This is a genomic window from Psychromonas sp. (assembly GCF_983033635.1).
Map to the genome: position 1 here is coordinate 1 of NZ_CEZLMY010000031.1, position 8695 is coordinate 8695.

Consider the following 8695-nt stretch of genomic DNA (forward strand, 5'->3'; position numbering starts at 1 on the left):
TTAATAGCGAATGACAACCCTTAATATTAGTGGCCTGGCTTCCAGCCTGGCCACTCGTGGTTTACTGCCCCTTGATAAACTCCAACAGATAACAACTTCCGCGGCGAGCGAAAAAAAATCCCTGGTTAGTTACCTGGTGGAAAATGATTTTATCTCCAGTGAAGCACTCGCGCAGTTCTGCGAAGCTGAATATGGTATTCCTCTATTAGATTCCGATACCCTTAATCTTGATAATATTCCCGATAAGTTTACCAATGAGAAACTAATAGAGAAGCATCATGCGCTGCCCGTTTATGTGCAGCAGAAAACCCTTTATATCGCCATGTCCGATCCCACCAATGTCTCCGCATTAGAGGACTTTGGTTTTAGCTTCTCGATGCATACTGAAGCGTTACTGGTGGAAGAAAAACACCTTAATAAAGCGATTGAAGCGTTATTGGAAGATGATGTTTCCTCTTTAGGCGAGATGGGCGATATTGATGATATCGAAGTCGATGACAGTGATTCCCGTCTTGATGAGACACAAGGCGGCGGAGATGATGATGCGCCGATTGTTAAATATATCAACAGCATCTTAATTGATGCGGTGCGCAAGGGCGCATCGGATCTGCATTTTGAACCTTATGAAAAAAAATACCGCGTACGTTTTCGTGTTGATGGTATTTTACATGAGGTCGCCACTCCGCCGGTTAATTTAGCCAACCGTTTTTCTGCGCGTTTAAAAGTAATGTCCAAGCTTGATATTGCCGAGCGCCGTCTGCCTCAAGATGGGCGTATTAAACTTAAAATCTCCAATAAACGTAATGTGGATCTGCGTGTCAGTACGCTGCCGACCATGTGGGGCGAAAAAGTGGTAATGCGTATTTTAGACTCTTCTGCCGCCAGCCTTGATATTGACCGTTTGGGCTATTCTGATGAGCAGAAAGGCAAATATTTACATGCTCTTGGAAAACCACAAGGGATGATTTTAATAACCGGCCCTACCGGTAGTGGTAAAACCGTTTCGCTTTATACCGGGTTAAATATTCTTAATACAGTTGAACGCAATATCTCCACAGCGGAAGATCCGGTTGAAATCAATCTGACCGGCATTAATCAAGTGCAGATCAATACCAAAGCAGGGCTGACCTTTGCTTCTGCGCTGCGTTCATTTTTACGCCAAGATCCCGATATCGTCATGGTGGGTGAAATTCGTGATTTAGAAACTGCAGAAATTGCTATCAAAGCCGCGCAGACTGGTCACTTAGTTTTATCTACCCTGCATACTAACTCAGCAGCAGAAACCTTAACCCGTTTACTTAATATGGGGGTGCCGGCCTTTAATATCGCCTCCTCAGTTTCACTTATTATTGCCCAGCGTCTGGCGCGCCGTTTATGCAACGAGTGCAAAACAGCAGAGCATTTTGATAATAGCGAGCTAAAAAATATCGGCTTTAACCAGACAGATATTGATGCGGGTATTACAATATATAAACCAGTCGGTTGCGATAAGTGTACGGATGGTTATAAAGGCCGTGTGGGGATCTATGAAGTGATGCAGATGAGCGAAAATATCGGCCATATTATTTTAAATAATGGCAACGCTATGGAAATCGCAAAATTAGCCCAACAGGAAGGGATGTATACGCTGCGCCAGTCCGCACTGCAACAAGCGCTAAATGGTATAACCAGTTTAAATGAGGTTACTCGGGTAACGTAAAAATAAAAAAGCTCGCTTTTATGGGATTATAGCCGCTTCCTCTTTTGGCAGTATGGCTTCAGCCCTTCCTCATATCCACCCGTGCGTGGTAGTGCCGATTAAAAATCATGAATTAAGGAACAGTTATGGCTGCAAAGAAAAAAGCAAAAGGTAGTGGCATTGATACTTATAAGTGGAAAGGTATTAATCGCAAAGGTGGTAAGGTTTCCGGTGAGTTACAAGGCACATCGCTGGCGGAAGTAAAAGTTGAACTGCGCAAGCAGGGCGTTAATGTTACGCGTATTCAGAAAAAATCAAAATCACTTTTCTCATTCGGCAATAAAATATCGCCGATGGATATTGCGGTTATTTCCCGTCAAATAGCAACTATGCTCGGGGCCGGGGTTCCTTTGGTACAGAGCCTGCAACTGATCGCTAAAAGTAATGAGAAAGCGCCCTTAAGGGAGTTAATGACCTCTATCGGCAATGAAGTGGCGACCGGCACGCCGCTTTCAAAAACCCTGCGCGGTCACCCCAAATATTTTGATGATTTATATTGTGATCTGGTTGATGCGGGTGAAGAGTCGGGGGCGTTAGAGACTATTTATGATCGCATCTCAATTTATAAAGAAAAATCTGAAGCACTCAAATCAAAAATTAAAAAAGCGATGTTTTATCCTGCAGCCGTATTGGCCGTTGCGGGTATTGTTACCATGCTGTTATTACTTTTTGTTATTCCTCAGTTCCAAGATATCTTTGCAGGTTTTGGTGCGGAACTGCCTGCGTTTACCCTGTTTGTATTAGCTATTTCTGATGCAGTGCAAGCCTATTGGTATATTATTCTTGCCGCTGTGATCGCCGCTATTTTTCTGTTTAAAAAGGCGCATCTAAAATCGCAGAAGGTGCGCGATAATACCGATAAATTTGTCCTTAAAATCCCCGTTATCAGCACTATTTTAGATAAAGCCGCGGTTGCACGTTTTGCCCGTACTCTCTCCACCACTTTTGCTGCCGGTATTCCTTTAGTGGATGCGCTTATTTCAGCAGCAGGCGCATCGGGCAATTATGTTTATCGCAGTGCTATTCATAATGTCCGTACTGAAGTGATGGCGGGGATGCAGATGAACGTGGCAATGAAAACGACAGCCGTTTTCCCCGATATGGTTTCACAAATGGTTATGATTGGTGAAGAGTCGGGTGATCTTGATGGTATGTTAAGTAAGGTTGCCGATATTTACGAGCAGCAGGTGGATGATGCGGTTGATGCTTTAACCAGCCTGTTAGAGCCTATGATTATGGTTGTACTGGGTGTGGTGGTCGGCGGTTTGATTGTGGCTATGTATCTGCCTATATTCCAGTTAGGCAGTGTTATTGGTTAAGCTTCCGCTTCGCAGGGGCTTTGAAGCGGAAAGAGTATTGCAGGTGGGATGTCCGTCCCATCTAAATGCGTATCTTTTGTAGCAAATCACCTTCATAAATGGCTTGTTTGATTAATGCAAATGCTGCAATTGTTGAATTTGGCTTTAACTCTGTTGGCAGTATTGTTAGCTTATTTTGAAATTCGGGTAATGTCTGGTGAGCAATACATTGCTGAATCGTTGAAAAGAGTGTATTTCCACTCTCAGTAATCTTACCTGCAATAATTATTTTTTCCGGATTGAGCAGATTAATTAAAATGGCCACAGTTTTACCTAAATAGGTGGCTGCATCTTCAACTATTTTTTGGCATAAGGGATCATTATTAGCCGCTGCTTGATATATGTTTTCTATTGTTAATGTTTCCTGGGTTATTGTTGTTAAGCCTCCGTAGTTAATCGCATTTTTTACTTTTTCAACAATTACATTATCACTCACTTCTGTTTCCAGACAGCCAAAGTTACCACAATGACACTGTTTTCCTGCTGGATTTGCTTGAATATGTCCAATTTCACCAATATTACAGTTTTCCCCTAATAACCATTTGCCCTGAATAATTATGCCCGAACCCACACCGTGATGAATACTAATCAAAATTGAGTCTAAGCAATCTTTTGATGCACCAAAGTAGTGCTCTGCTAATGCGAGACAGCGGGTATGGTTGCCAATAAATGTTGGGATATTAAAGCGCTGTTCAAGAATCTCGACTAATGGGAAGTTATTGAATGAGTAGCGGGAGGTATAAACAATTCGGCCAAGTTTCGGATTAATTAACCCTGCCAGGGTGATTGAAATGGCAGATATTTTCTCACCGAGCGGTTTTCCTTCCTCAACAGCGACCGCTATTTCAGCTGTGAGTCGTTCAATGAGTTGCTCACCATTTTCTAATTCTATGTTTATCTGTTTATTTGATAATTCCTCACCCGATAAGTTATAGCGGCTTATTGATAACAGTTTTCGACCAATCTTAATGGCAAGTACATTGATTGATGATGAATTCGGAGCAAGTGAAATAGCGCAGCGTCCGCCTGTTGATGCTTGTCTGGCTGTTTCTGTAATAATACCGTTTTCGAGCAGTTGTCGTGTTATTTTAGTTACGCTTGCGGGGGCAAGTTTGCTGACTTTGGCAATTTCTACGCGGGAAATAGGCGCATGCTTTTCAATAACTTTATAAATAGTTGCGTAGTTTGCTTGTTTGATATGATCGATCTTTGCAATCACTGAATCTGTTTGTTGGTTATTTTGTACCATTATTGTTTCACTTTAAATAACAAGCTGAAAGAGAGTAACTATTCTAACAAACAGCTCGTTATTTAGTAACTTATTGTGTGTTTTTGTAGCTTCCGTTAACAACAGTTGCAGTTATTTTATAGTCATTTGTGAAAACGGCGAGATTTGCAACTTTACCCGCTTCAATGCTACCCAGTTTATCTTCTACTGAAATCGCTTTTGCAGGATAAAGTGTTGCCATGCGAATTGCTTCCGCTAGCTCGATACCGACAAATTTAACGCACTGTTCGATAGACTCAATCATTGTTACGGCAGAGCCTCCGAGTGTGCCATCTGCCCCAAAACATTTTCCATCTTTGTAATATACGGTTGTGCCGACAAAATCAAACTGATCGATATTTGCACCGGCAGGTGCTGTTGCATCAGTCACTAAGATCAGTTTTTCGCCCATGATTTTTTTAGAAATTCGCACATTTTCATAAGCGACATGGAAACCATCAACAATAATACCTGCGTAGATATCATTATCATAAATTGCACCAATTACTCCTGGCTCCCGACCTGTAATAGGGCTCATTGCATTAAACAGGTGAGTTGCAAACGTTACGCCATTATCAATGGCGGCCTTTGCTTGTGCATAAGTTGCATTGCTATGACCTATTGATACCACAATGCCCGCATCGCTAAGTTGCTTAATAACTTCGACAGGCGAGTTTTCCGGTGCAAGTGTCACTTTTGTTACAATGTCGGCATTGGCGCAGATAAGATCAACCATCTCCAGATCGGGTTTACGAATAAACTCAGGACGGTGAATGCCTTTCCTCTCCAGGCTCAGAAAGGGCCCCTCTAAATGCAAACCTAATACTTCATTAGCTGTTTTATCGATGAAATTTCGTGTAACTTTAAGTGCAACTTTCATATCTTCATCTGATGAGGTGATAAGTGTTGGTAGGTAGCTTGTGCAGCCTGATTTTAGATTTGCAGCCTGCATTGTTTCAAGCGTTTGCTCAGAGACACTGTCATTAAACATAACGCCACCACAACCATTAAGTTGCAGATCGATAAAACCGGGGCAGAGGTTTGCCCCATTGAGGTCAATTGTTTGAATGCTGGCATCCAATTCTGAGATTGGCTTAATGTTTTTAATTTTATCATTTTCTATAACAACAACATGATCAGTTAAAATTGCTTGTGTTGTGTAGATTGTACAATTTGTTAATGCATACATAACAAATCTCTCCATTTTAAGGCGCCTTACTTATTAAGGCTCCCTACTTAAATTGCATGGGAATTGGGGTTACTTTACATCAAAATAAAGCAATAGGGACAACTTATAAATTGCCGACATTGTCGCTTTCTAATTCTGTGAAATATTTAAGCGTTTTAACTTTGAGCTCCATCGTGGAGCCTGAGTCACACGCGATAATTGCTTTTGGGTGAAGTTGCAATGCAGAAACAGTCCATAGGTGGTTTACGCTACCTTCAACAGCCGCTTCAACAGCTAATGCTTTATTATTACCGGTTACCAGAATTAATATTTCATGCGCATCTAATAATGTGCCAACGCCAATCGTTAATGCTAATTTTGGAACTTGGTTAACGTCATTATTGAAAAAACGCGAGTTAGCGATACGTGTATCAGGTGTTAATGTTTTGATGCGCGTGCGAGAAGCCAGTGAAGAGGCGGGTTCGTTAAATGCGATATGGCCATCTATGCCGATACCGCCCATAAACAGGTTGATTTTACCGTAACTCTTAATTTTTTCTTCGTAACGTAAACATTCCGCTTCTAAATCATCAGCAAGGCCGTTAAGTAAGTTAATATTTTGCGGTTGAATATCAATGTGATTGAAGAAGTTATTATGCATAAAACTGTAATAGCTTTCAGGATGTGAGGGTTTGATACCTACATACTCGTCCATATTAAATGTAACTACATTTTCAAAGCTGACTTCACCTGCTTGATGAAGTTCAATTAAACGCTTGTAAGTTGCCAGTGGTGTCCCACCCGTTGGTAAGCCAAGAACAAATGGGCGCTCTGCTGTCGGAGCAAATTTATTGATTGCGTCTACAATATAACGAGCAGACCAAAGGCCAACATCAGTAGCATTATTAAGAGGTATTAAGCGCATGTTTTTCTCCAATTTCTGTTGAACAGTAGTGTTAATGCGTAGTGTAAATTAAGTTTTTCCGATATGCCAAACAAACGGCAAAAACAAGTGCCTTAAAGGTGACGGCGATCACAAAACGATCTTGTTTCGTTTGCGCCTGGCAATAAAATCTTTAGAGTCCACTACAAGATTTGTAGGATTTGTACCCTGTTTACAGCACAAAGATGCATTTCAATAGAGTATAAACCATAGATAATAAGCGGCGCGAAATAATAGATTTTACATAATATTAGGAGAGATAGTTGTGAACATTCTTGGGTATTTTCAAAAAGTAGGTAGAGCCTTAATGGTTCCAGTCGCAGTGCTTCCAGCAGCTGCAATTTTAATGGGTATAGGTTACTGGATCGATCCAGCCGGCTGGGGTGGTGATTCCGCTTTAGCTGCATTTTTAATCAAAGCGGGAGCGGCTGTTATTGACAATATGTCAGTGTTATTTGCAGTTGGTGTTGCTTACGGTATGTCTAAAGATAAAGATGGCGCGGCTGCGCTTTCTGGTTTAGTCGGGTTCTTGGTTGTGACTACGCTACTTTCCCCTGCTGCGGTTGCGCAAATTCAAAGCATCCCGCTTTCAGAAGTGCCATTCGCATTTAATAAGATCAATAACCAATTTGTAGGTATCTTAGTGGGTATTATCTCTGCTGAGCTTTACAATCGTTTTTCAGGTGTTGAACTACATAGCGCATTAGCGTTCTTCTCAGGACGTCGTTTAGTACCGATTGTAGTCTCAGTTGTAATGATTGGTCTTGCATTCGTACTGATGGCTATCTGGCCAATGATCTTCTCTAGTTTACAAACGTTTGGTGAAACAATTGCTGGTCTTGGTGATGTTGGTGCGGGTCTCTACGCATTCTTTAACCGTTTATTAATCCCTGTTGGTCTTCACCATGCATTAAACTCAGTATTCTGGTTTGACGTTGCTGGTATTAACGATATCCCTAACTTCCTAAGTGGCCAGTCTGGTATTGATGCTGGTACTGCAATCATAGGTAAAACGGGTATGTATCAAGCGGGTTTCTTCCCTATCATGATGTTTGGCCTTCCCGGTGCTGCATTTGCTATCTACACTGCAGCTAAACCTGAAAATAAAGAAAAAGTTGCTTCTATAATGCTAGCGGCTTCTCTATCTTCTTTCTTCACCGGTGTAACAGAGCCTCTTGAATTCTCATTCATGTTTGCAGCGCCACTGCTTTATGTAATCCATGCATTACTAGCGGGTGTATCAGTATTCTTTGCTGCATCAATGGAGTGGATGGCTGGTTTCGGTTTCTCAGCAGGTCTTGTGGATATGGTCTTGTCTTCGCAAAATCCTCTTGCTGTTAAATGGTACATGCTTATCGTTCAAGGTGTCGTATTCTTCGCAATCTATTACTTTATCTTCCTTGCTGTTATTCGAGGTATGGATCTTAAAACGCCTGGTCGTGAAGAAGCAGATGTTGATGCTCCAAAAGTAAATGCTGCTGAAGATGCTGGTGAATTAGCAACTCAGTATGTTACAGCCCTTGGCGGAATCGATAACCTAGAGGTTATTGATGCTTGTATCACCCGTTTACGTTTAACACTTAAAGATCGTAGTGTCGTCAATGAAGCTGAACTTAAAGGTTTAGGGGCAATGGGCGTTGTTAAGCTAGGCGAAAATAACTTACAAGTTATCATCGGCCCTCAAGCAGAAAGTATTGCGAACCGTATGAAAACTGTTAAGTAATATGGCAGTATTCCCACGCTGAGCGCGAGGAACTATGGTTGTTTACTAAGGCACTCTTCGGAGTGCCTTTTTTATATCTGTATGAAATAGTGGTGAATAGGCTCATCTGTAAGAGATCGGCTATTCTTATGTGAGTAATCTGCGTTTTATCTGTTGGTGATAACTGGTAATAAAACATGCTCGAGTTCTAATTTGTTGATTTGTATGGTTTGTTTTGGTGTTGGGGTGTTATCTTTACATTCATAAAATTAAAAGTAAAAGAAATAAGGCTTAAATTTTCAATCTGGATTTATACTTGTTCACAAGTTAAGGAATGCAGCGTTGTTACGGAAAACAACGAGTTAAGGAGCTTTAGATAAAGCAAGTGGAATAAAAGGACACCTTCAGGAAGAGGGCTGCAATAGCATAAATTGCGACAGGGAGTTAGGAATTCCAAAAGGATTGGGAAAGGGATATAAGCTAGGAGCTGTTATTAGGAAACCTTTAGGAAGAAAGGTA

At 41.4% G+C, this 8695-nt stretch carries 6 protein-coding genes; 3 read left to right on the top strand and 3 right to left on the bottom strand.

The window, feature by feature from the left end; all coding sequences use genetic code 11:
• Positions 1-10 precede the first annotated feature (10 nt).
• Positions 11-1699, top strand: coding sequence for a type IV-A pilus assembly ATPase PilB (gene pilB, locus AC4GME_RS06450; RefSeq protein ID WP_490379154.1), 1689 nt, complete (start codon positions 11-13; stop codon positions 1697-1699).
• 125 nt (positions 1700-1824) lie between these two features.
• Positions 1825-3057, top strand: a complete 1233-nt coding sequence (locus tag AC4GME_RS06455; protein ID WP_490377108.1) for a type II secretion system F family protein — start codon at positions 1825-1827, stop codon at positions 3055-3057.
• Positions 3058-3118: 61 nt separating this feature from the next.
• Here AC4GME_RS06455 and AC4GME_RS06460 read toward each other — a convergent pair whose 3' ends face one another.
• The 3 genes from AC4GME_RS06460 to nagB form a co-directional block, all read right to left on the bottom strand.
• Entirely contained in the window at positions 3119-4345 is a 1227-nt protein-coding gene (locus AC4GME_RS06460; protein WP_490377109.1) for an ROK family protein, read from the bottom strand.
• A gap of 70 nt (positions 4346-4415) precedes the next feature.
• Positions 4416-5567: an N-acetylglucosamine-6-phosphate deacetylase gene (nagA, locus tag AC4GME_RS06465; RefSeq protein WP_490377110.1), complete on the bottom strand. Its 1152-nt coding sequence runs from the start codon at positions 5565-5567 to the stop codon at positions 4416-4418.
• An 88-nt stretch (positions 5568-5655) separates the two neighbouring features.
• Positions 5656-6456: a glucosamine-6-phosphate deaminase gene (gene nagB, locus AC4GME_RS06470; RefSeq protein WP_490377111.1), complete on the bottom strand. Its 801-nt coding sequence runs from the start codon at positions 6454-6456 to the stop codon at positions 5656-5658.
• Positions 6457-6739: 283 nt separating this feature from the next.
• Between nagB and nagE the strand changes: the two genes are divergently transcribed.
• Positions 6740-8197: an N-acetylglucosamine-specific PTS transporter subunit IIBC gene (nagE, locus tag AC4GME_RS06475; protein WP_490377112.1), complete on the top strand. Its 1458-nt coding sequence runs from the start codon at positions 6740-6742 to the stop codon at positions 8195-8197.
• The last annotated feature ends 498 nt before the right edge of the window (positions 8198-8695 follow it).